This window comes from Nocardioides immobilis (assembly GCF_003515065.1).
Taxonomy (GTDB): domain Bacteria; phylum Actinomycetota; class Actinomycetes; order Propionibacteriales; family Nocardioidaceae; genus Nocardioides; species Nocardioides immobilis.
Genome location: NZ_QXGH01000012.1, coordinates 188926 through 208996, shown reverse-complemented (window position 1 = coordinate 208996; position 20071 = coordinate 188926). Strand labels below are relative to the sequence as shown.

General features: G+C 71.0%; 23 protein-coding genes and 1 tRNA gene. 5 read left to right on the top strand and 19 right to left on the bottom strand.

Going from position 1 to position 20071, the window contains the following annotated elements; translation table 11 throughout:
* Positions 1-4: 4 nt before the first annotated feature.
* Positions 5-1318: a DUF2786 domain-containing protein gene (locus D0Z08_RS08365; protein WP_118924551.1), complete on the top strand. Its 1314-nt coding sequence runs from the start codon at positions 5-7 to the stop codon at positions 1316-1318.
* 9 nt (positions 1319-1327) lie between these two features.
* Here the strand turns inward: D0Z08_RS08365 and D0Z08_RS08360 are convergent, their stop codons facing one another.
* The 7 genes from D0Z08_RS08360 to D0Z08_RS08330 form a co-directional block, all read right to left on the bottom strand.
* Positions 1328-1744: a limonene-1,2-epoxide hydrolase family protein gene (locus D0Z08_RS08360; RefSeq protein WP_118924549.1), complete on the bottom strand. Its 417-nt coding sequence runs from the start codon at positions 1742-1744 to the stop codon at positions 1328-1330.
* A 129-nt stretch (positions 1745-1873) separates the two neighbouring features.
* Positions 1874-2875 (bottom strand): helix-turn-helix transcriptional regulator, encoded by a 1002-nt coding sequence (locus D0Z08_RS08355; protein ID WP_118924547.1) that lies wholly within the window; start codon positions 2873-2875, stop codon positions 1874-1876.
* A gap of 1 nt (position 2876) precedes the next feature.
* On the bottom strand, positions 2877-3842 hold the full coding sequence (locus D0Z08_RS08350; RefSeq protein ID WP_147381366.1) for a helix-turn-helix transcriptional regulator: 966 nt from the start codon (positions 3840-3842) through the stop codon (positions 2877-2879).
* A 134-nt stretch (positions 3843-3976) separates the two neighbouring features.
* Positions 3977-6403 carry a penicillin acylase family protein gene (locus D0Z08_RS08345; RefSeq protein ID WP_118924543.1) on the bottom strand — a complete coding sequence of 809 codons (2427 nt, stop codon included), beginning with the start codon at positions 6401-6403 and terminating at the stop codon, positions 3977-3979.
* Positions 6404-6454: 51 nt separating this feature from the next.
* Positions 6455-6787 (bottom strand): GroES family chaperonin, encoded by a 333-nt coding sequence (locus D0Z08_RS08340; RefSeq protein WP_118924541.1) that lies wholly within the window; start codon positions 6785-6787, stop codon positions 6455-6457.
* Complete coding sequence (locus tag D0Z08_RS08335; protein WP_118924539.1) at positions 6784-7032, bottom strand: DUF3618 domain-containing protein; 249 nt, start codon at positions 7030-7032, stop codon at positions 6784-6786. Before D0Z08_RS08335 ends, D0Z08_RS08340 begins: the two co-directional genes overlap by 4 nt.
* Entirely contained in the window at positions 7029-8147 is a 1119-nt protein-coding gene (locus D0Z08_RS08330) for a HoxN/HupN/NixA family nickel/cobalt transporter (RefSeq protein ID WP_245993772.1), read from the bottom strand. Before D0Z08_RS08330 ends, D0Z08_RS08335 begins: the two co-directional genes overlap by 4 nt.
* Positions 8148-8223: 76 nt before the next feature.
* Here D0Z08_RS08330 and bcp point away from each other — a divergent pair, with 76 nt between their 5' ends.
* From bcp to D0Z08_RS08315, 3 genes are all read left to right on the top strand, one after another.
* Complete coding sequence (gene bcp, locus D0Z08_RS08325) at positions 8224-8706, top strand: thioredoxin-dependent thiol peroxidase (protein WP_118924537.1); 483 nt, start codon at positions 8224-8226, stop codon at positions 8704-8706.
* 30 nt (positions 8707-8736) lie between these two features.
* Positions 8737-10026: a hypothetical protein gene (locus tag D0Z08_RS08320; RefSeq protein ID WP_118924535.1), complete on the top strand. Its 1290-nt coding sequence runs from the start codon at positions 8737-8739 to the stop codon at positions 10024-10026.
* Between the two features lie 25 nt (positions 10027-10051).
* Positions 10052-10125: transfer RNA gene (locus D0Z08_RS08315), tRNA-Leu, on the top strand.
* Positions 10126-10138: 13 nt separating this feature from the next.
* Here D0Z08_RS08315 and rdgB read toward each other — a convergent pair.
* From rdgB to murI, 8 genes are all read right to left on the bottom strand, one after another.
* Positions 10139-10756, bottom strand: coding sequence for an RdgB/HAM1 family non-canonical purine NTP pyrophosphatase (gene rdgB / locus D0Z08_RS08310; RefSeq protein ID WP_118924533.1), 618 nt, complete (start codon positions 10754-10756; stop codon positions 10139-10141).
* Positions 10753-11457: a ribonuclease PH gene (rph, locus tag D0Z08_RS08305; protein ID WP_118924531.1), complete on the bottom strand. Its 705-nt coding sequence runs from the start codon at positions 11455-11457 to the stop codon at positions 10753-10755. The genes rdgB and rph overlap by 4 nt, the downstream gene beginning before the upstream one ends.
* On the bottom strand, positions 11444-11638 hold the full coding sequence (locus D0Z08_RS33705) for a sulfotransferase (RefSeq protein WP_182481228.1): 195 nt from the start codon (positions 11636-11638) through the stop codon (positions 11444-11446). The genes rph and D0Z08_RS33705 overlap by 14 nt, the downstream gene beginning before the upstream one ends.
* Positions 11639-11747: 109 nt before the next feature.
* Positions 11748-12593, bottom strand: a complete 846-nt coding sequence (locus D0Z08_RS08300) for an SGNH/GDSL hydrolase family protein (RefSeq protein WP_118924735.1) — start codon at positions 12591-12593, stop codon at positions 11748-11750.
* 94 nt (positions 12594-12687) lie between these two features.
* Entirely contained in the window at positions 12688-13491 is an 804-nt protein-coding gene (locus tag D0Z08_RS08295) for an ABC transporter permease (RefSeq protein ID WP_118924529.1), read from the bottom strand.
* On the bottom strand, positions 13488-14492 hold the full coding sequence (locus D0Z08_RS08290) for an ABC transporter ATP-binding protein (RefSeq protein WP_182481227.1): 1005 nt from the start codon (positions 14490-14492) through the stop codon (positions 13488-13490). The genes D0Z08_RS08295 and D0Z08_RS08290 overlap by 4 nt, the downstream gene beginning before the upstream one ends.
* Positions 14493-14540: 48 nt before the next feature.
* Positions 14541-15335, bottom strand: coding sequence for an MBL fold metallo-hydrolase (locus D0Z08_RS08285; protein ID WP_118924527.1), 795 nt, complete (start codon positions 15333-15335; stop codon positions 14541-14543).
* Between the two features lie 8 nt (positions 15336-15343).
* The gene (murI, locus tag D0Z08_RS08280) at positions 15344-16165 is read right to left on the bottom strand and encodes a glutamate racemase (RefSeq protein WP_245993770.1); all 822 of its coding nucleotides are present in this window, start codon (positions 16163-16165) and stop codon (positions 15344-15346) included.
* A gap of 79 nt (positions 16166-16244) precedes the next feature.
* Here murI and D0Z08_RS08275 point away from each other — a divergent pair, with 79 nt between their 5' ends.
* Positions 16245-17318, top strand: coding sequence for an alkaline phosphatase family protein (locus tag D0Z08_RS08275; RefSeq protein WP_118924523.1), 1074 nt, complete (start codon positions 16245-16247; stop codon positions 17316-17318).
* Positions 17319-17334: 16 nt separating this feature from the next.
* Here the strand turns inward: D0Z08_RS08275 and D0Z08_RS08270 are convergent, their stop codons facing one another.
* The 4 genes from D0Z08_RS08270 to D0Z08_RS08255 are packed head-to-tail and all read right to left on the bottom strand — an operon-like array spanning position 17335 to position 20034.
* Entirely contained in the window at positions 17335-18300 is a 966-nt protein-coding gene (locus D0Z08_RS08270; RefSeq protein WP_118924521.1) for a PLP-dependent cysteine synthase family protein, read from the bottom strand.
* Positions 18300-18572: a MoaD/ThiS family protein gene (locus D0Z08_RS08265; protein ID WP_118924519.1), complete on the bottom strand. Its 273-nt coding sequence runs from the start codon at positions 18570-18572 to the stop codon at positions 18300-18302. Before D0Z08_RS08265 ends, D0Z08_RS08270 begins: the two co-directional genes overlap by 1 nt.
* A gap of 1 nt (position 18573) precedes the next feature.
* Complete coding sequence (locus tag D0Z08_RS08260) at positions 18574-19014, bottom strand: M67 family metallopeptidase (protein ID WP_118924517.1); 441 nt, start codon at positions 19012-19014, stop codon at positions 18574-18576.
* A 60-nt stretch (positions 19015-19074) separates the two neighbouring features.
* On the bottom strand, positions 19075-20034 hold the full coding sequence (locus tag D0Z08_RS08255; RefSeq protein WP_118924516.1) for an acyl-CoA desaturase: 960 nt from the start codon (positions 20032-20034) through the stop codon (positions 19075-19077).
* Positions 20035-20071 lie beyond the last annotated feature (37 nt).

Below are 20071 nucleotides of genomic sequence, written 5' to 3'. Positions count from 1 at the left end.
CGCCATGACCGCTGGATTGCCGCGAGACCCCGACCAGCGCGCGGTCTACGCCGCCGAGGACCGGCTGACGGCGTGGCTCGACGCGACGACGCCCGAGCGGCCGACCGTGACGGTCGACGGCCAGACCTACGAGCCCGGACCCGACCTGCGGTTCACCGAACCGGCCGCCGCTGCGACGTACGTCGAGGCCGTGCTCACCCGGCTCCGTGCAGCCGGTGCCGACTACGGCGGCCGTGAGCAGCAGGACGTGACCGTGCGGCCGCGGGCGGGGGCGCGGATGGCGACGTACGACGCGCCGACCCGCACGATCGCGCTCCCGCCGTTCGCGGTCGGTGGTCGCTGGGCGCTGCGCGCGACCGTCGCGCTGCACGAGCTCACGCACCACCTGTCCGGCGAGCAGCACCACACGCCGGTCTGGCGCGCGACCTTCCTGCGGCTGCTGGAGGACGCGGGGCTCCCGGTGACCGCGCAGCTGCTCCAGCTCGCCTACGCGGCGGAGGGTCTCGACCAGGTCGATCACACCGTCGACGACGGCACCCTCGCCCGGCTGGCCAAGCTGTTGCGCCAGGCGGAGCGGGCGAGCAACGAGCACGAGCGTGCGGCCTTCCTCTCCAAGGCCCAGGCGCTCGCGACCCGGCACTCGGTCGCGCTCGCCGTCGCCCGCGCGCACACGGCGAAGGAGGAGGGCCGCGAGGAGCCGGCCGCCGAGAACTACCGGATCGGCGAGCGCGGCAAGAAGGGGCTTGCGCGCTACGTCCGGCTGCTGCTCAACATCGCCCACGCCAACGACGTCCGGTGCACGATCAGCCACGACTCGACCGCGCTGACGATGCACGGCTTCCCGTCCGACATCGCTGTCACCAAGGCGATCTACGAGTCGCTCCTGGTGCAGATGGTGGCCGACTGCGAGCGCCACCTCGGCTCCGGCGTGCGCGACGAGCGCACCGTGTGGGACTCGTCCCGGCGGCGCTACGTCGCCCGCCCCGTCGCGACCATCACCGCCCGGCTGGCGTTCTACGAGGCCTACGCCTGGCGCATCGGCGAGCGCCTCGACGAGGCCCGCCAGGCCACACTCGCCGCTGCCGGCGCAGCCTCCACCGGCGAGACCTCCAACGAGACCGCGCTGGCCGTGCGCCAGAAGGAGCTCGACGTCCACGACTTCTTCGCCGAGGCACTGCGCCGCAACAACATCCGCGGCACCTGGACCGCCGACCGCCGTACCAAGGTCAACGACGCACCCCGGGCCGCCGAAGAGGGCCTCCGCGCTGCCGACCGGGCCCGGCTCAGCGACGAGAAGGCGCTCGGCGAGACGGGCTGAGGTCGCACGTCAGCGTTGACGCATCCGGAACAGCCCGCGCACCGTGCCGCCCAGCACGTTGCCCCAGCTGAAGTAGTCGTGCCAGAGCACGATCCGGCCGTTCTTCAGCTCGAACGTGCCGCACACCCAGAAGTCGATCTCGAGCGGCCCGATGCGCAGGTAGTCGGTGCGCTCCGTCAGCACCACGTCGCCGTCGGCCGCGATGTGGCGGAAGTCCGCCCGGATCCCCAACCAGTCCTTGTCCATCCCCCGCAGCAGGCGGCCGACCAGCTTGCCGCGCACCGTCGGCAACGAGGTGTTGCGCCACACGATCCGGTCGTCGGTCAGCTCCAGTGCCTGCTTGACCGAACGATCCTCGAGCGCCGCGAAGAACGCCCGCACGATGGACGCGGAATCGGTGATCACGAGATGCGACGGAGCAGTCATGCCTCCGACGATAGCCCGCGAAGTGCCACTCCTGGTCGCGCGAAGTGTCGAGGTTGGCGGGCCGAAGTGTCGAGGGTTGGCGAGACCAACCGTGACACCTCGAGGCGCCAGCCTTGACACTTCGCGGGCTCAGGACCGGATCGCGTGGTGCACGAGCAGCTCCTCGGCGAGCACCGCCCCCGCGTTCGCGAGGTCCGGCGGGTCGAGCACGAACGCACCCGCCCCGGCCGCGAGCAGCAGCATCCCGACCCGGTCCGCCAACGGGGGCAGCAGCCCGAGCTCCACCTCGACGTCGTCCTCGTCGGCGCGGAGCACGGTGACGGTCTCGGCGTACATGTCGGCGGCCCAGCGCGAGCCGTGCGGCAGCACCATCCGGACCGGGCTCGTGGCGCGCTGCGCGTCGAGCATCGCGGCGAGGCCGTCGGGGAGCTCGAAGGTCTGCTCGAGGCTCTCGACGTCGCGGATGCCGGAGAGCAGGAAGGTGCGGAGCCGGCCTGCCGAGTCGGGCGGGCCGGCGTCGACCTCCCAGCCCCGTCGGGTCTGGACGAGCCGGTAGGGGTGGATCACCCGCGTCGAGACGCCGTGCTGCCAGGTGCGGGAGTAGACGATCCGGACCGCGCGGCGGTGCCGCTGGGCCTCCTGCAGCGGCCGCAGGGGCTCGTTCCACGCGGGCCGCTCCGGCTGGCCACCGGTGGCGCCGACCATGGTCTCGGTGAGTACGTCGATCGCGGCGGCGAGGTCCTCGTCGGGCTCGACGTCGTGCAGGGCCACGGCCGCGGTGTGGACGAGCGCGAGCTCGGAGGCGTCGACGTACTCGACGCCGAGCTCCTCGGTCGGCCGGTCGTTGACCGCGCGGATGACCTCGGCCTCGCCCGGCTCGATGTCGGCGTCGCCGTCGGGGCCGAGGAACTCCAGCACCGGCGGACGCCACAGCCCGAGCATCCGGTCGTTCTCGAGCGGGTCGGCGGTGTAGAACGCCAGCAGGTCCTCGCGCAGCTCTTCGGCCGGCACCCCGACCTCCTCGGCGAGCGTGGCGAGCGGGACGCCGTCGGGATGGGCGAGCAGCAGCTCGAAGACCGCCGGCAGCCGTCCGAAGCGTGCGGCGTACTTGGGGGTGGACTTGCCCGTCACGTCAGTCGCCCCCCTTCAGGTCGTGGAGATCGTCGAGCAGCTCGCGGCGGATCGCCTCGGGGCCGACGAGCACCACGCGGCGGCCGAGCTCGTACAGGCGGGCGCGGAGCGCCGCTCGGTGGGTGACGACGTACCGCATCGTCACCTGGTCGCCGTCGAGCTCCTCCGAGGCTGGCTCCCCGAGCCAGCGCCGTACGTCGGGCTGGTGGTCGGTCGTGGTCCGCAGGGTGACCTCGACGGGTGGGTCGATCTCCCAGCTCATCGGGTGCAGCCCCGGATGCCGGGCCGCACGAACCGGCCGGGCGGTCCGCGGCGGATCCGCGGTCACGTCGCTCATCCGGGCGACGACGAACGCCTTGACCGGCGCCTCGCTGTCGGTGCCGCCGCCGGAGGCACCGTCCTCCTGACCGCGGAGGTACCAGGTGCCGTTCTGCGACCGCACCGATTCCGGGTGTACGACGCGCGGTGTGCCCTTGTAGGTGAACCGCAGCAGGCTGCCCATCCGGACCGCTCGCAGCACGGTCGCGAGAAGGGCGTCGTGGCCGGTGGTGGGGACACCGGCCACGACACCTGCTTCTGGTGGCGACGCAACGCCCGGTGCGCTGTCGCCGAGCCCGAGACGGTCGATGAGGTCGTTGCGGTCGGCCAGGAGTACGGCGCGCTGGAGCGCGCGCTGCTGGGGCGGCGTCAGCCGGACCCGGAGCCGGTTGTCGACGGTGCGCATCCGGTAGCGCGCGGGCTCGCCCTGACCGGCGATGTTGTCGATCTGCCAGCCCTGGTCGGTCAGCGCGCGGATGTCGCGCTTGAGCTGGTCCATCGACCGCTCACCGTCGAACCCGGCGATCTCGGCGAGGCGCTCGCCGGTCTCGCCGACCACGCCGCGCTCGCGGAGGGTCGCAGCGATCCGCACCAGTCGTTCCATGGGTGCGCGCTGGTCCCGGCCCGGTGTCCCCGGTGACTTGGCCACGAGCGCTCCTCCCCCGACGTGTCGACGCGCCTAGTGTCTCGCGACCGCGCCCGCGAATCCGGCGAATCCACAGCGAGTCCGGCCGACTCGGCGCGGATCTGGCCGGACTCGCGGCGGATTCGGGCGGATTCGCGTTATGGGCCGGTGAGCTCGACCGTGCTGACCAGCTGCTGCTGGATCTGCGCGGGCGTCCACGCGAAGCTCACCCACTGCTCCCGCGAGAACATCCGGGTCTGGTCGGACGACCACGGCGAGGCGGGGTCCTCGTGCTGGCTGTAGGTGAGGATCGTGAGCGGCTGGACCGTCCCGTCGGCCAGGAACGAGACCGCCTGGATGTGCGAGGAGCCGTAGGTGATCGGCTTGTAGCGGGAGGTGTTGGTCGACGGCTTCCGGGACGCGAGCGCGTTGGCGTTGCCGGCGAGGTCGCCCTCGCCACCGCCCTGCGGGTACGCCGGCGAGCCGCGGTCCGCCGCGACCTGGAGGCTTCCCCATGCCGCGTCGAACGCGACCCCCGACGCCCGCACGGACTCGATCGCCGCCCTCATCGCGTCGACCACCGGCTTGGTGGTCTTCAGACCGCGTGGTGTGTTGAGCGGGTCGTCCGGGTCGAACGGCACCTGCCACAGCGCGTTGCCCGTCGGCGCGCGCTGCACGAAGACCTCGAAGAGGTGGGTGCCCACGGACGTGGCGTCCGAGTGGCCGTCCCAGGCAGCGAGTACGGCGCACGCCTCGGCCTCACCGGTCGCGGAACAGACCTGGTCGAGGCGGCCGTCCTCCCGCATCACCTCGGCCGCTCGCACCCGGTTCTCGTACTCGTGCGACCGCAGCGTGGACGGCGTCTCTCTGCCGTCGGCGAGCCGGTCGACGACGTACTGCATGACCATCCGGGTGCGCATCGTCCGCACGCACCGCTCGCAGCCGATGATCGACGGATGGCCCTCGAGCCGGATGGTGTCGCTCGGCGCCCAGTAGGAGTCGTTCGCGTTCATCACCCAGTCGCGGGTGACCACCTCGGGCAGCTTGCCCGGGCCGAGGATGCCGGGCCGCTGCGCGTCCGCGTCGGTGCCCCACTTGCAGAGCGAGTCGGCGAGCGTGCCGTTGAGGCCGGGCAGGCCGGCGACCTGGTTGAGGAGCAGCCCGACCGGGGTCATGCAGCGGGTCGCCATCTGGTCGGTCACGTGCGGCACCACGCTGTGGTCGGCGTACAGGGCGTCACCGTGGCGGTCGGCGGCCGTCGTGTTGACCCAGGGCATGCCGCCGCCGGCGTCCTGCCGGGCCAGCAGGTCGCGGACGCTCGCCGCGCTGCCCATCGACAGGAACGTGTCGATGGTCCGCAGGTGCTCGGCGTTGGCGTCGCGGATCGCCCAGAAGCTGGTCGGGAGCCACCCCATGAACATCGCGGGCGCATCGATCACGTACCCCTGCGGCACCCGGTAGAGGTCCTCCTCGACGGTCCGGACAGAACCGTCGGCCTGCAGCGCCTCGACCTCGACGAACCGGTGCTCGGCCTTCTTCACGAGCCCGTTGGCGGAGAGGTACGTCGTACCGGGCCCGACCGTCAGGTACTCGTACGGCGTGAACCGGTACGCCGTGGACACGGTGTGGCTCCACGCGACGTCCTTGTTCCAGCCGATGTTCACGGCCGGCGAGCCGACCAGCGAGGCGCCGGCGACGTCGTACACGCCGGGGATCGTGAGGTGCTGCTGGGTGAACCGGTAGCGCCCGGCCCACGGGAAGTGCGGGTTGCCGAGCAGCAGGCCGCGGCGGGTCGAGCTGTCGTTGCCGCCGATCGCGGTCGCGTTGGACCCGAAGTCGCTGTTCTGCCCGAGCGCCGTCAGCAGCGCCTCGCGGTCGACGGTCTTTGCGAGCTCACGCGCCTCGGCGTTGGTCGTCGGCAGCCCGAGGTCCGGCAGCCCGGGGTCGTCGAGCGTCGCCGGGTCGGCCCCGACGATCTCCTTGACGAAGACCCCGGTCGAGGCGAGCAGGTTGGCCAGGTAGACGCCGTACCAGAGGTCCAGCGGGGTCGCGGTCGGCGTGATCCACTCCGAGCCGGCGCAGGCCGGGTCGGTGATCTCGTTGTCGCGGATCCACCGGTTGATGCCGGCGACGTAGCCACGGACGAGCTTCTTCGCCCGCGCGGACGGCCCGGCCGGTGAGGCAAGCAGCGTCTCGACGACCTTGCGGTTGTGCAGGTCGGTGACGAGGGCGTCGACCTCGAGGTTGGTGGCGTCGAGGGTCACCCGGTCGTCGTACCGGGCGTCGGGACCGAGGTACTTCGAGCGCTCCCCGCGCGCGGTGAGCAGGGTGTCGGCGAGGTTGCAGATCGAGGAGCTCGCGGTGGCCCAGCCACTGCCGTAGCCGAGCGACCCCCAGTCGTCTGCGACGACGTGCGGGATGCCGTGCCGGGTGATCCGAACGGTCGCGTCGTACGTCGGCGGCGCCGCCGCCCGGGTCTGCTCCGCCCGGCCCGGAGCCGGTCCGGCACCCGCGGGTCCCGACACCTGGGTCGCCAGCAACGGCACGACGAGCAGGGCAGCAAGGGTCAGCGCGAGGCGTCTCACGGGGAGGTAACGCGTTCTACGCCGATAAGGTCACGCGACCTACAGATCGACCTACAGGTACAGCCCCGCGGTCTCGTCGGCGAGCCGGCCGGCTGCGACCGCGTGCACGTCGCGCTCCCGCATCACGACGTAGAGCTCGCCCGAGACCTCGACCTCCGCCTTGTCCTCCGGGTCGTAGAGCACCTTGTCGCCGGCCTCGACCGCGCGGGCGTGCGGCCCGACGGCGACGACCCGCGACCAGGCCAGGCGACGCGCACCCATCGCTGCGGTCGCCGGGATCACGATGCCTCCCGACGAGCGGCGCTCCCCCGCCTCGGTGTCCGACTCGCACAGGATGCGGTCGTGGAGCATCTTGATCGGGGTCTTGTCCGACCCCTTGGTCATCGGACGATCTTGCGGATCACGACGAACACCGCGATCACGCCCACGACCCCGCCGACCGTCTTGATGATGTTGTCGGTGCGCGGCTGCCCGGTCTCGGCGTCGACGTAGTGCGCCTTCACCTGAGCGATCTCGCGACTGATGATCGTCTTCGGGCTCGATCGGTAGAGGAGCTGGTCGATCGTGCCGGCCAGGCGCTCCCGGGCCTCTTCGATCTCGCGCTCGATGTCAGACGGCTGGTTGCTCACCGGGGCAGGCTATCAACGGCCATGGTCGCCGCCGCTGCCCGCCGCCTGCCGAGAAGCTGGAAGGCGCCGATGCTCGCGACCCACGCCACGACGAACACCGCGACCAGCAGGAAGCCGACGTAGTTGAGGTCCAGACCGGCGACCCACCGCAGCCCGGCGGGGTCGAACTCCTCCGCGACGAGCTGGAGCAGCACGATCGCGCCGATCGACAACGCGATCGCGACCGAGAGCGCCGTGACGCTGAAGTTGTAGAAGAGCTTGCGCGCCGGGTCGAGCACGGCCCACCGGTACGCCCGGGTCATGAACAGGCCGTCGATGGTGTCGAACAGCGTCATCCCGGCGGTGAAGAGCACCGGCAGCACGAGGACGGCGTACCAGGGCAGCGCGTAGGCGGCGGTGCCGCCGGCGAGCACCAGCAGGGCGACCTGGGTCGCGGTGTCGAAGCCGAGGCCCATCAGCAGGCCGACCGGGTAGAGGTGCCACGGCTTGCGGACGCGGGCGATCGCACCCTTGAACAGCCGGGCGAAGAACCCCCGGTTGTGCAGGTGGTGGTGCAGCTCCTCCTCGTCGAACGTCCCGGCCCGGAGGTGGCGGTAGACGTGCAGGATGCCGACCAGGGCGCTGAGGTTCATCAGGCCGATCAGGATCAGGAAGGTGCCGGCGGCGAGCGAGCCGACGATGCCGAGCGAGTGCTGGAGCGTCGAGCCGCCGTCCTGGACGGGATCGGCGAGCGCACGGACACCGAGCGCGAGCACCAGCGACAGGCCGAACACGACGCTCGAGTGGCCGAGCGCGAACCAGAACCCGGTGCCGAGCGAACGGGTGCCCTCGCCGACCAGCTTGCGGGTCGTGTTGTCGATGATCGCGATGTGGTCGGCGTCGAACGCGTGCCGGGCACCCAGCAGGAACGCGGTCAGGCCGACGCCGACGCCGAACACCCGCGAGTCGCCCATGCTGAGCTCCTGCGGCGCCACGACCAGCAGCAGCACACCCCAGCCGACCACGTTGATCCCGAGTACGGCGCTCAGCAGACCGATCAACGCTCGCCGATCGGCTGCCTTTCCGCCGGGCGGGTGCACCTCCGGGGCAGGTGAGGTGATGTGATGGTGAGGCACGCGCCGTACGTTATTGCGACTTCCTTGCAATAACAAACGGTAGGCCACCAAACCGTCCGACCCGACAGGAGAGCCGATGTCCGGACCTGCCCGACTGGAGGTGGGCGACACCGCCCCCGACTTCACCCTTGCCACGGACTCCGAGGGCGAGGTCAACCTCTACGACCTGCTCAAGGAGGGGAAGAAGGTCATCGTGTACTTCTACCCCGCGGCGATGACCCCGGGCTGCGCGACGCAGGCCTGCGACTTCACCGACTCGCTCGACTCGCTGCAGGCGGCAGGCTTCACGGTGCTCGGGATCTCCAAGGACGCGCCGTCGAAGCTGGCGAAGTTCCGCGAGCGCGACGGGCTCACCATCACCCTCCTCTCGGACCCGGAGCTGGTGGCACATGACGCCTACGGCACCTTTGGCGAGAAGAAGCTCTACGGCAAGATCGTGGAAGGCGTGATCCGGTCGACCTTCGTCGTTGGTGAGGACGGCAAGATTGAGGTCGCGCAGTACAACGTGAAGGCGACGGGACACGTCGCGAAGCTGCGCAAGGAGCTGGGCGTCGCCTGATCGGCGGAGACCGCCCTGAAGGGGATACCGATGGAGCTGCACGAGAGCCTCGCCCAGCTGGCGCGCGACCATGGTGAGTCGCTGTTCACCGAGGCCGACGCGTTCCGCGGCGCGCTCGACGACTACCTCGACGAGGGCAGTGCCTCCACCGGCACCATCAACCTGCTGACCGACGCCGTCCGGCTCGGTGCGCTGCAGGGCATGCTGGCCATGCTCGACACCGGCGCCGGCGTCGAGGACGCGGTCGAGACCGCGGGCCGCCGGCTCGCGCGCGACCGCGGCAGTGCCGACGTCGCCGGATCGCAATGGGCCTGCGCCGTGCTCGGCTTCGCGCTCGGCAAGGTGCCGGTCTCCCTGGCGACCCGGCTCCGTCCCGATGCCTTCACCGCCGAGCCGCCATCGAGCACCGGCACCGGCACCGGATCGACGTCCGCGCGACCGTCGGTGTCACCGCCGACCGCACCGACCAGCGCCGTCGGTCCGACGCAGTCACCGCCCCAGCAGTGGCCGGCGGCGAGCGCGCCCGCCGCATCCCAGTACCCGCAGCCCCCGGCGTCGGCGCCGGCCCCGCCCTCGCAGTCCGCCGGCGGCTACAGCGCGCCGGCAGCGCCGTACGCCTTCACCGCCAGCCCGGGCTACGGCACGCCACCGCCGGCGAAGAAGTCCTCGAACGGTCCGATCATCGGCGCCATCGCGGCGGTCCTGGTCATCGGCATCCTGGCGATCATCGGCATCATCGCGCTGTCCGGCGGCGATGACGACGACCCGTCGGCCAAGGACACCGGCGGCGAGACCACCTCACCGCCGACCACCACCCCACCGACGACCACCACCCCGCCGACCACCCCGATCACGACCGACTCCGCGCTGACCCTGCAGGGCACCGGCTACACCTACCAGTTCCCCAACGACGACTGGAAGGACCTGACCGCCGACACCCCCGACACCACGGGCACGATCGACACCATCGCCGCCCCCGGCGGCGCGATCGAGACGGCGCGCGGCAACATCCTGGTCGAGTCGTCCTCGGCCTACGGGGTGACCGACGTCGACGAGGTCGTCGACGACTGGAAGCGGGTGCTGACCGGGTCCACCGGCGCCACCCCGTCCGACATCGGGTCGACGACGATCGGCGGCAAGGAGGCCCGCGGCGTCGAGCTCAAGTGGACCAACGCCAACGACTTCAAGGTCCACCAGGTCGCCTACCTGGTGATCTCGGGCGACGAGCAGTACTCCATCACCGCGAGCTTCCGGCAGGGCGACTCCGGCTTCAGGCAGACCTTCGAGGACGTGCTGGCCACGTGGGTCTGGGAAGAGTGACGCGGGACCCTAGACTCCGACGCGCGCGCCCGTAGCCCAACTGGTAGAGGCACACGGTTTAGGTCCGTGCCAGTGTGAGTTCGAATCTCACCGGGCGCACCCGGATGCTGCGTCAGCGCAGCAGGTCGGCAACGATCGGCGCGATCTCACGCAGCGCCTTGCCGCGGTGCGAGATCGCGTCCTTGTCGGCGGGCGTCAGCTCGGCGGTGGTGACCCCCGGCCGGTCGTCGGCCTCGAACACCACGTCGTAGCCGAAGCCGCCGCTGCCCCGCACCGCGCGGGTGATGACGCCGTCCATCCGGCCCTCGACGACCCGCTCGGTGCCGTCGGGCAGGACGAGCGCGACGGCGCAGGTGAAGTACGCCGTACGCCGCTCGTCGGGCACGTCCGCGAGCTGGGCGAGCAGCAGCTCGTTGTTGCGGTCGTCAGCCCTTTCCTTCGAACCCCGTGGTGGGCCGCTCCACCGGGCCGACAGCACGCCCGGCATGCCGTTGAGCGCGTCGACACAGAGGCCGGAGTCGTCGGCGAGGGTCGGCAGCCCGCTGCTGGCCACCCCGGCCCGCGCCTTCAGCAGGGCGTTGCCCTCGAAGGTCGGCTGGTCCTCGACCGGCTCGTCGTAGGGCGCGACGTCATCGAGGCCCAGGACCTCGACGTCGGTGAGGTGCTCGCGGAGGATCCGCTGCATCTCCTCGAGCTTCTTGGCGTTGCGTGAGGCGACGAGCACCTTCACGCGAGCGCCTCCTGCTGCATCCGGGTGAGGTCGGCGCAGCCCTTCTCGGCGAGCACGAGCAGCGCGTCGAGCTCGGCGCGCGAGAACGCTGCGCCCTCGGCGGTGCCCTGCACCTCCACGAAGCTGCCGGCACCGGTCATCACGACGTTCATGTCGGTCTCGGCGCGCACGTCCTCGACGTACGGCAGGTCGAGCCGCGGGACCCCGTCGATGATCCCGACGCTGATCGCGGCGACCGAGCCGGTGAGTGCCTGCGTGACGCCGAGGTGGGCACACGCGTCGGCGAGCGCGATGTACGCGCCGGTGATCGCCGCGGTGCGGGTGCCGCCGTCGGCCTGGAGTACGTCGCAGTCCAGCTGGATGGTGTTCTCGCCGAGCGCCTTGTAGTCGATCACCGCGCGCAGGGAGCGCCCGATGAGCCGGCTGATCTCGTGGGTGCGGCCGCCGATCCGGCCCTTGACCGACTCACGGTCCGAGCGGGTGTTGGTGGACGCGGGGAGCATGGCGTACTCCGCCGTCACCCAGCCCAGGCCGCTGCCCTTCCGCCACCGCGGCACGCCCTCGGACGCCGACGCAGCACACAGCACCCGCGTCTTGCCGAACTCGATCAGCACCGACCCCGCCGGGTGGTCGAGCCAGTTCCGGGTGATCTTGACGGGCCGCAGCTCGTCGTCCGCGCGGCCGTCCTCACGAGTAGTCATGGCCCGCGAGCCTAGGCCACGTCAGCCTCAGCGCCGTACCCGCTCCCTGACCCGGACGCCGAGATTCCCGATCCGGAGCCGGGTCCCAGTCGGCGGAGGTGTTGACGCGCGGGAACGGCTCGTCCGGCACCGGCAGGTCGAGCGCTGCGCAGAGCGGGCTCCAACCGTCCCCGGGCTCCACTCGATCAGCCGTTCGGGCGGCACCGTGGCACGGACGTGCGCGTTGTGGCGCTCGTAGCCCAGCACGCCTGCGGCGCAAGGGCTCTCCACCTGGGCGGCGAAAGGTTGGCCTAGCCGACAAGATTCGTCGCGCGGCGAGGCAGAAGCTGTTGCATCTCCTCCCATGCTCTCCGGCCGACCCACGGCCCGAGGTCCTTGGCCCGACGGCCCATCCACGGGGCTCCTTCGGCGACCATCCAGCCCAGGTCACGCTTCCAGCTCGGCGGCAGGCCACCCGCCGACTCGAGGCTCGGCAGGACGACGTCGTAGCCGTGACTGTCGAGGCGCTCCGCGAACGCCCGCGCCAGGGCGCGGTGGCCGACCTCGGACGGGTGGAACCGGTCGATCGACCAGCAGTCGCGCCGGTGCAGCTCGGCCCGGCCGGCCAGGTCCAGGCGTACCCCGCCCCAACGGTCGTGGATCTCGTCGTAGACCGCGTTGACGTGGTCGATCCGCGCGGACATCGGACGGCTGATCATCCTCGGCAGCCCGATCATCGCGCCGTGGTCGTGGAAGCGCACCGTCATCAGGGTGGCGCCGACCGCGTCGAGCCGGGACGCGACCGTCAGCAGGTCGTCGCGTACCCGCCCCGCGTCCCACGTCGAGCGCATCGTGTCGTTGACGCCCACGATCAGCGACGCCAGGTCGGGCCGGTGCGCGAGCGCGTCGGCCAGCTGCTGCTCACGGACGATCGCAGCGGTCGCGCCGGAGATCGCGACGTTGCAGAAGCTCACGTCGTACGACGTCGCCAGCGACTCGGCGAGCAGCCGCGCCCATCCGCGCCACTCCCCTCGCAGCCGGTTGAGCTGGCGCCCGTCGGCGCCGGGGACCGGGTCGCCGATGCCGACCGTGGTGCTGTCGCCGAGCGCGGCGTATCGGAGGTACCTGCTGCCGCTGCTGCCGCTGTGGCTGGTCACGGCCTTCACCGTCGCGGACTGCGGTACGCGCAAGCCCCCGGCGGGTGACGTGTCCGGCAACCCTCGGTGAAGGGCTGGCGCGGCGGTCAGGCCGCTACTTCACCTCGGCGTTGAGGATCCGCCACAACCCGACACCGATCGGGAGCCCGATCCAGAGCACCAGGCTCACCAGGAGGTTCCCCCACTCCTCGCCGCCGCTCGGCAGCCCGTCGGCCAGCAGCAGGACGTTGACCTGCAGCGTGATCCACGGCAGCAGGTCGGCAAAGGCCGGGATCAGCGCTGCGATGGCAGCGAAGACCCCGACGGAGGCGTACCACGACAGCAGGAACAGCACGATCGCCGCCGGGGTGTTGAGCAGCAGGCAGGCAACCGCGAAACCGAAGACGGTTGTCGTCAGCACCGTCAGCGGCGCACCGAGGAACAGGAACTCGGTCTCGACCCGCCACTCGGTGAAGTCGGGCTTCACCAGGTCGGCGAATGCCGTGCACACCGCAGCGACCACGAACATCAGGACCACCGCCGCCAGGGCGAGCAGGACGGCCACGGCGAGCTTGGCAAGGATCACCCGGACCCGCTTGGGCTCGATCGCGAACGTCACCACCGCCGAGCGCTGGGACCACTCGGTCGTGACGAGGAGGATCGGCAACATCGGCACGAGCACGAGGGACACCAGCCAGACGTTCCCCGTGAAGTCGGTGAAGGTGGCGTAGACGAAGTCCTGGACCAGGAACGAGATCAGGAACACGACCTGCAGCAGCGAGATCAACAACCCGATCGTGAACAGCAGCCAGAAGCCGGCGCGGGTGTCGTAGGACTTGCGGAACTCGACGAGCACCAACCGCCAGAACGGGATCGGCTGGGTGCCGGAGACGTCGAGGGTCGGGGCGGCGGCGGTCATCGGTGGCCTCCGGGAGGGGTGAGCGGCGAGTCGACGGGCGGCATGTTCGGCGTCGGCGGGACGTGCACACCGTGCCCCGGCGGTGGAGGCGGAGGTACGGCGCCCGCACCGTCCCGTGCCGTGCCGGAGGTCAGCTCGAGGAACAGGTCCTCCAGGCCCACTCCGCCGGTCCGGAGGTCGGTCAGCACGATGCCGGCCGCGAGCGCCGCGCGCCCGACCTCCTCGGTCGGTGCGTTCACCTTCAGCCCGTCGCCGAGCGGGTCGACCAGGTGGCCACGCTGGGCGAGCTCGGTGGCCAGCGCGGTGTTGTCGAGCGACATGACCAGGGACGTCGCCGCCCCCTGGGCGCCGGCGAGCAGGGACTTCTTGTCACCTTGGGCGACGATCCGGCCGTGGCCGATGAGGATCATCTCGTCGGCGATCAGCTCGACCTCGTTGAGCAGGTGGCTGGAGAGCAGCACGGTGCCGCCTCGGTCGGCGTACGACTTGAGCAGGCCGCGCATCCACCGGATGCCCGCCGGGTCGAGCCCGTTGGCCGGCTCGTCGAGGATCAGCACCTCGGGGTCGCCGAGGAGAGCGTGCGCGATGCCGAGCCGCTGCTTCATGCCGAGCGAGTAGTTCCGCATCCGCCGGCTCGCCTCGACATCGCTGAGGCCGACCAGCGCGAGCATCTCGTCGACGCGTGCCGACGGGAGCCCCATCGCGAGGGCGCCGAGGGTCAGGATCTCGCGGCCGGTCCGGCCACCGTGCTGGGCCGAGGCGTCCAGCAGCACGCCGACATGACGGCCCGGGTTGGGGATCGCGGAGTAGTCGAGGCCGCCGATCGTGACGCGGCCGCTGGTCGCGCCCGTGAGCCCGGCCATCACCCGCATCGTCGTGGTCTTGCCGGCGCCGTTGGGGCCGAGGAAGCCGGTCACCCGGCCCTGCCGGCAGACGAAGCTGACGTCGTCGACGGCCCGGAAGCTGCCGTACGCCTTGGTGAGGTGATCAACAGTGATCATGGGCCACAGCCTGCCCGACGTGGGCAAGAGAAACCCGCAAGGGGGCTCTCAGATCTCGTAGACCGCGCCCTGGACCGCGAGCTCGGTGGGGCCGTCGTAGACGGCGACCGCCTCCGCGAGCATCCCCTGCGGCTCGTGCCACGGCGGCACATGGGTGAGGACGAGTCGCTTCGACCGGCACTTCGCCGCCGTCTCGCCGCACTCGGTGCCGGTCAGGTGCAGGCTGGGCGGGTTGTCGTCGCCGTGCCGGAAGGACGCCTCGGAGAGGAACAGGTCCGCGTCGGCCGCGATGTCGAGCAGCGACGGGGTCGGCCCGGTGTCACCGCTGTAGGCGAGGGTACGGCGACCGGCGTCGGTCTCGGCCGAGATCCGCATGCCGTAGGCCTCGACGGGATGGTCGACCGCGAACGCCTCGATGTCGAACGGCCCGACCGAGAACGGCGCGTCGTACGTGTGGAACTCGAACTCCTCGCGCATCCCCGGGTTGGTGGGCAGGTCGTAGGCCTTCGCGAGCCGTTTCGCGGTGCCGCTCGGACCCCAGACCGGGATCATCGGCTGGGTGCCGGCCGGGTGGTACTTCCGCAGCACGTAGTAGCTGGTCATGTCGACGCAGTGGTCGGCGTGCAGGTGGCTCAGCAGGACGGCGTCGACCTCGAGCGGGTCGACGTACCGCTGGAGCGCGCCGAGCGCCCCGTTGCCGAGGTCGACCACCAGGCTCCAGGTGCGGCCGCCGTGCTCCGCCTGGACCAGGTAGCAGCTCGCCGGTGAGTCAGGTCCCGGGTACGAGCCCGAGCACCCGACCACCGTCATCCGGAACGACCCCGCCGTCGATTGGGTCCCCATCTGACCGATCATGCCAGTCCGCCGACGAACTGGTCAGCAGCGGCGAGTTCCGGACCCAGGAAACGCCGTCCGATCGTCTCGAACTCCGCGGGCGAGCCCGTGGTCACGAAGGAGTACGACGGCACGCCGCTCTCCCGCATCAGACCGGTGTCGGCAAGCACCCGGTAGACGTCCTTCGCGCACTCCTCCGCGCTGCTCACGAGGGTCACCTGGTCGCCCATCACGTAGGAGATGGCGCCGGTGAGCAGGGGGTAGTGGGTGCAGCCGAGGATCAGGGTGTCGACGCCGAGCTCGGTCAGCGGGTCGAGGTACTCGTGCGCCACCGCCAGCAGGTCGTCACCGGCGGTGATGCCCGCCTCGACGAAGTCGACGAACCGGGGGCACGCCCGCGTCGTCAGCTCGATGTGCGGAGCGGCGGCGAAGGCGTCGTCATAGGCCAGCGACTCCGCCGTGGACCGCGTGCAGATGACGCCGATCCGGCCGTTCTTGGTCGCGGCCACCGACCTCCGCGCGGCCGGCAGGATCACCTCGACCACCGGGACGTCGTACCGCTCCCGGGCGTCGCGGAGCATGGCCGCGCTCGCGGAGTTGCAGGCGATGACCAGCGCCTTCACGCCCTGCTCGACCAGGTGGTCGAGGCACTCGAGGGCGTACTCGCGCACCTCCCCGATCGGCTTCGGCCCGTAGGGCTGGCGCGCGGTGTCGCCGACGTAGAGCAGCGACTCGTGCGGCAGCTGGTCGATGACCGATCGGGCCACGGTGAGTCCACCGAACCCGGAGTCGAAGATCCCGATGGGCGCGTCGACGTCGCGGGCGGTCAGCGGTGGCACGACTGACAGCGTAAGCGTTCGCCCGCTCTTAGCGCCGGATTCGCGATGGAGGTCACGTCGCGGGATAGCGTGACCGGCCGTGACCATCACCGCCCACGTCCGGGGTCGGCGGCTCGCGGCGGTTGTCGCCGGCCTCGCGCTGGCCGTCACCCTGTCGGCCACCCCGACCGCCTCGACCCACGCCGAGCCCACGCCCGCCGAGCCTGCTGCGGCGCGTCTCGCCGAGCCTGTCGAGGCGCGTCTCGCGCACCGCCAGGTGCTCGCGATCTCGGTCGACGGGCTCCACGTGCGCGCACTCCGCAGGCTCAAGCGCGCGGGTGCGCCGAACCTGCTGCGGCTGCTCCGTCAGGGCGCGAGCACCCGCAACGCACGGACCCAGGTCGAGATGACGGTGACGCTCCCCAACCACACGAGCATGCTGACGGGCCGCCGGATCGATGCGGTCGAGGGTGGCCACGGCGTCGTCTGGAACTACGACCGCGCCCGCGTGACCGTGCAGGAGGCCGCGGGTGAGGAGGTCGGATCGATCTTCACGCGGGTCCACCGTGCCGGCGGCAGCACCGCCCTGTTCGCCACCGAGTCGAAGTTCTCGCTCTTCGAGCGGTCATGGCCGCGCTCGATCAACCGGTCGACGATCGTGCAGGACGGCGACGAGGCCGTCGCCGACGCCGTACGGCGCGACCTGCTGCGCCGCAGCCGGGCGTTCACTTTTCTCCACCTCGGTGCCCCTGACGAGGCCGGTCACGCGCACGGGTGGCTCAGCCGGCCGTACCTGAACGCCGTCAAGAAGGTCGACGGGCTGATCGGCGAGCTGTGGCGCACGATCCGCGACCACCCCCGGCGGCTCGGGGACGTGGTGATCGTGCTGACCGCCGACCACGGGGGCAAGCCCCGTACCCGGCTCCACAACGACGAGACCTGCCTGTGCAACTACCGGGTGCCGTTCCTGGTCTGGGGCCGCGGCGTCGACCGCGGCGACCTCTACGCGATGAACCCGACGTACGCCGACCCCGGTCGGGCACAGATCTCGTTCGCGGGCACCCAGCCGATCCGCAACGGCGACCTCGCCAACCTGAGCGCCGACATCCTGGGGCTGGGGCCCGTCCCCGACAGCCTGTGGGGCTTCGACCAGACGCTCACCTGGCACCGCTGACGCGGCCGCAAGCCGCTCAGGCCCAGAGCTGGCCCTCGAGCCGGTCCTCGGCCTCGTCGATGGTGCCCTCGTAGGCGCCGGTGGAGAGGTACTTCCAGCCGCCGTCGGCGATCACGAAGGCGATGTCGGCGGACTCGCCGGCCTTGATCGCCTTGGCCGCCTGGCCGAGCGCGGCGTGCAGGATCGCGCCGGTCGAGATGCCGGCGAAGATGCCCTCGAGCTCGAGCAGCTCGCGCACCCGCCGTACGGCGTCGCGCGGGCCCACGGAGAAGCGGGAGTCGATCAGCGAGGCGTCGTACAGCTCGGGGACGAAGCCCTCGTCGAGGTTGCGCAGGCCGTAGACGAGCTCGCCGTAGCGCGGCTCGGCGGCGACGATCTTGACGTCCGGCTTGGCCTTGCGGAAGAAGCGGGAGACACCCATCAGGGTGCCGGTGGTGCCGAGGCCGGCGACGAAGTGCGTGATCGACGGGAGGTCGGCGAGGATCTCCGGCCCGGTGCCCTCCTCGTGCGCGAGGGCGTTGGCGTCGTTGCCGTACTGGTAGAGCATCACCCAGTCGGGGTGCTCGGCCGCCATCTGCTTCGCGACCCGGACCGCCTCGTTGGAACCGCCGGCAGCGGGGCTGGAGAAGATCTCGGCGCCCCACATCCGCAGGATCTGGCGGCGCTCGTCGCTGGTGTTCTCCGGCATCACGAAGACGGTGCGGTAGCCCTTGAGCTGGGCCGCCATCGCGATCGAGATCCCGGTGTTGCCGGAGGTGGGCTCGAGGATCGTGCAGCCGGGACGGAGGGTGCCGTTCTTCTCGGCCTCCTCGATCATCCGCAGCGCCGGGCGGTCCTTGATCGACCCGGTCGGGTTGCGGTCCTCGAGCTTGGCCCAGAGCCGCACCTCAGTCCCGTTCTGCTGGACACCGGGCGACAGCCTCGGCAGCCCCACCAACGGCGTGTTGCCGACGGAGGCCAGGAGGTTGTCGTAGCGGGCCATCAGCCGCCGGCCACTGCGGGCAGTACGACGACCTGGTCCCCGTCGCTCAGCTCGGCCTCGAGGCCGCCGATGAACCGGACGTCCTCGTCGTTGACGTAGATGTTGATGAACCGGCGCAGGTCGCCGTTCTCGACGAGCCTCTCCTTGATGCCCGGGTGGTCGGCCTCGAGCGAGTCGATCAGCGCGCCCAGGCTGCCCCCGTCGGCGGTGACCGCCTTCTCCCCGTCGGTGTAGGTGCGCAGGATGGTCGGGATCCGGACCTCGATGGCCATGCTAGGACTCGCTCCTCGTGAGAGTGGGGACGATAGTGACCTCTTCCTCGGTCACGACGCCGTCGACGATTCGATAGGACCTGAACTCCACCGGGCCGTCGTTATTCCCGTGCTCGCGAGTGCTGACGAGCACGTAGTGGGCGCCCGGCTCGCTCGCCAGGTTGATGTCGGTGACGCTCGGGTAGGCCTCGGTGGCCGAGTGGGAGTGGTAGATCACCACCGGCTCCTCGTCGCGCTGGTCGAGGTCCTTGTACAGCTCGAGCAGGTCGGTGGAGTCGTACTCGTAGAAAGTCGGGCTGCCGGCCGCGTTCACCATCTCGACGAACCGCTCGGGCCGGTCGCTGCCCTCCGGGCCCGCGACGATGCCGCACGCCTCGACGGGGTGGTCCCGCTTGGCATGGGCGACGATGGCGTCGTACGTCGCCTGGGCGATGGTCAGCACCGCTCCAGCGTAGGGGCTGCGGCTCCGGCGGCCGGAATCCTCCCGCCTCCCGGACGGGACTCAGGCGGGCTGGCGCGGTGCGGTCTTGGCAGCGATCCGCTCGGGGGTCGGCCAGCGCACGTCGCGCACCCAGCCGAACTTCTCCATGATCCAGATCACGCGGGCTGACGTGTCGAACTGCCAGCGCTTCACCCCGTGCCGGGCGCTGGTCGGGTCGGCGTGGTGGAGGTTGTGCCACGACTCACCGCCGGACGGGATCGCGAGCCACCAGACGTTGCCGGAGAAGTCGCGCGAGGTGAACGGTCGCTCGCCGAGGGTGTGGCAGATCGAGTTGATCGACCAGGTGACGTGGTGGAGGAGGCCGATCCGGACGACGGTGCCCCAGAAGAAGGCGGTCGCCGCGCCCTGCCACGACCAGGTGAGCAGGAAGCCCGCGGCGGGCGGGAGCAGGATCGAGACCAGCACCCACATCCAGAACAGCCGTGAGATCCGGACCAGGTCACGGTCCTTGAGCAGGTCGGGGGCGTACTTCTGCTGCGGCGTCTGCTCCGGGTCGAAGAGCCACCCGAAGTGCGCCCACACGAAGCCCTTGACGAGCCCGCCGAGGCTGTTGCCGTAGCGCCACGGCGAGTGCGGGTCACCGTCACGGTCGGAGTACTTGTGGTGCTTGCGGTGGTCGGCGACCCAGCGCGCGACCGGGCCCTCGATCGCCATCGACCCGAGGATCGCGAGCGTGATCTTGACGGCGCGGTTCGGCTTGAACGCCTTGTGGGTGAACAGCCGGTGGTAGCCGACAGTGACGCCGTGGAGCGTGATCGCGTACATCACGAAGGTGATCAGGACGTCGCTCCACCCCAGCCAGCCGCCCCACGCGACGGGGATGGCGGCGAGGAAGGCGACGAACGGGACGACGATGAAGAGCGCGAGTGCGAACTGCTCCCATCGCGACTGCGTGTCACCGCCGAGGGTCGCCCGCTCGGGCTGGGATGGGGCTTGGTCTGCCTGGTCGATCGCGCTCATCAAGTCGAGCCTAAGCCACGGCAAGAACCCGCGACAG

What these genes read in the sequence shown, in the direction of transcription:
- D0Z08_RS08365 (WP_118924551.1), top strand. Translation starts at nt 5, where the DNA reads ATGACCGCTGGATTGCCGCGAGACCCCGACCAGCGCGCGGTCTACGCC.
- D0Z08_RS08360 (WP_118924549.1), bottom strand. Translation starts at nt 1,744, where the DNA reads ATGACTGCTCCGTCGCATCTCGTGATCACCGATTCCGCGTCCATCGTG.
- D0Z08_RS08340 (WP_118924541.1), bottom strand. Translation starts at nt 6,787, where the DNA reads ATGACCAAGGGGTCGGACAAGACCCCGATCAAGATGCTCCACGACCGC.
- bcp (WP_118924537.1), top strand. Translation starts at nt 8,224, where the DNA reads ATGTCCGGACCTGCCCGACTGGAGGTGGGCGACACCGCCCCCGACTTC.
- D0Z08_RS08320 (WP_118924535.1), top strand. Translation starts at nt 8,737, where the DNA reads ATGGAGCTGCACGAGAGCCTCGCCCAGCTGGCGCGCGACCATGGTGAG.
- rph (WP_118924531.1), bottom strand. Translation starts at nt 11,457, where the DNA reads ATGACTACTCGTGAGGACGGCCGCGCGGACGACGAGCTGCGGCCCGTC.
- D0Z08_RS08295 (WP_118924529.1), bottom strand. Translation starts at nt 13,491, where the DNA reads ATGACCGCCGCCGCCCCGACCCTCGACGTCTCCGGCACCCAGCCGATC.
- D0Z08_RS08290 (WP_182481227.1), bottom strand. Translation starts at nt 14,492, where the DNA reads ATGATCACTGTTGATCACCTCACCAAGGCGTACGGCAGCTTCCGGGCC.
- D0Z08_RS08285 (WP_118924527.1), bottom strand. Translation starts at nt 15,335, where the DNA reads ATGGGGACCCAATCGACGGCGGGGTCGTTCCGGATGACGGTGGTCGGG.
- D0Z08_RS08270 (WP_118924521.1), bottom strand. Translation starts at nt 18,300, where the DNA reads ATGGCCCGCTACGACAACCTCCTGGCCTCCGTCGGCAACACGCCGTTG.
- D0Z08_RS08265 (WP_118924519.1), bottom strand. Translation starts at nt 18,572, where the DNA reads ATGGCCATCGAGGTCCGGATCCCGACCATCCTGCGCACCTACACCGAC.
- D0Z08_RS08255 (WP_118924516.1), bottom strand. Translation starts at nt 20,034, where the DNA reads ATGAGCGCGATCGACCAGGCAGACCAAGCCCCATCCCAGCCCGAGCGG.